We start from the raw sequence: 897 nt of genomic DNA, 5'->3' as shown, positions 1-897 counted from the left end.
TGTCTTTATAATTATTATAAACCGCCTGAACGATAATGGTGTTTGAAGACAATTCAAATCCACGCGCTAAAGATAATTTGCCATATCCTCCATTATGAGAATCCCGCACTGATCTTCCATAATACTTAACCACGCCACCGTGACTATCATAAACAGTATTGGTATCTGCTACCTTATCTTCTAAAATGGCCATCAAATCGACCAATTTAAAAGTAGAACCCGGTTCGTGAGATTCAGCAATTGCGTAATTCGTTGTTTCATAATACGATCCGTCTTCAGCTCTCCCTAAATTTGAAATTGCTTTTACATGACCTGTTTGCGTTTCCATTACTACCACACAACCATGATCTGCTCCATAATCCTGAAGCTGCTTCAACAAAGCATGATGCGCAATATCCTGAATAAAAACATCTATGGTAGAAATTACATCGTAACCGTCAATTGGATCTACTTCGTTAATATCACGAATTGGTTTCCACTGGCCTTTTGCAATTTTTTGTTTTAGAATTTTTCCATCTTTTCCATTCAGGTAATTCTTAAACGCCCATTCTATACCTTTCCCCACTTCTACTCCAGTCGCCGGGTCGATTTTGTCGTAACCAATAGTTCTTTCGGCAATTTTCCCGATCGGATGTTTTCTAACCGTTTCCTGCTCTATAATAATACCGCCTTTAAAAGCACCCAGATTAAAAAGTGGAAAACCTTTGATTTTCATATAATCTGTATAACTTAACTTTCTGGCAATCAAATAATAACGGTTTTTATTTTCTCGCGCCTTTCTCAGTTCTTTCTCATAATATCCTGCAGGCCTGTCTAAAACAGTTGCCAACGAATCTGATAAGGCTTTAACATGTTTTTCAAAAGTTTCCAGTTTTGGCGCTTTTGCATCAGAACGAA

1 protein-coding gene is annotated in these 897 nt (G+C 37.6%); it reads right to left on the bottom strand.

All coding sequences use genetic code 11. From position 1 onward, the window contains the following. On the bottom strand, nt 1-897 hold an 897-nt coding region (locus ABEB23_RS18060), incomplete at both ends, for a penicillin-binding transpeptidase domain-containing protein (RefSeq protein ID WP_348814120.1).

Source organism: Flavobacterium maritimum, from assembly GCF_040049085.1.
GTDB classification, from domain to species: Bacteria; Bacteroidota; Bacteroidia; order Flavobacteriales; family Flavobacteriaceae; genus Flavobacterium; species Flavobacterium maritimum.
Note: the sequence above shows the minus strand (reverse complement) of the source record. Positions and strands in the feature narration are given on the sequence as shown.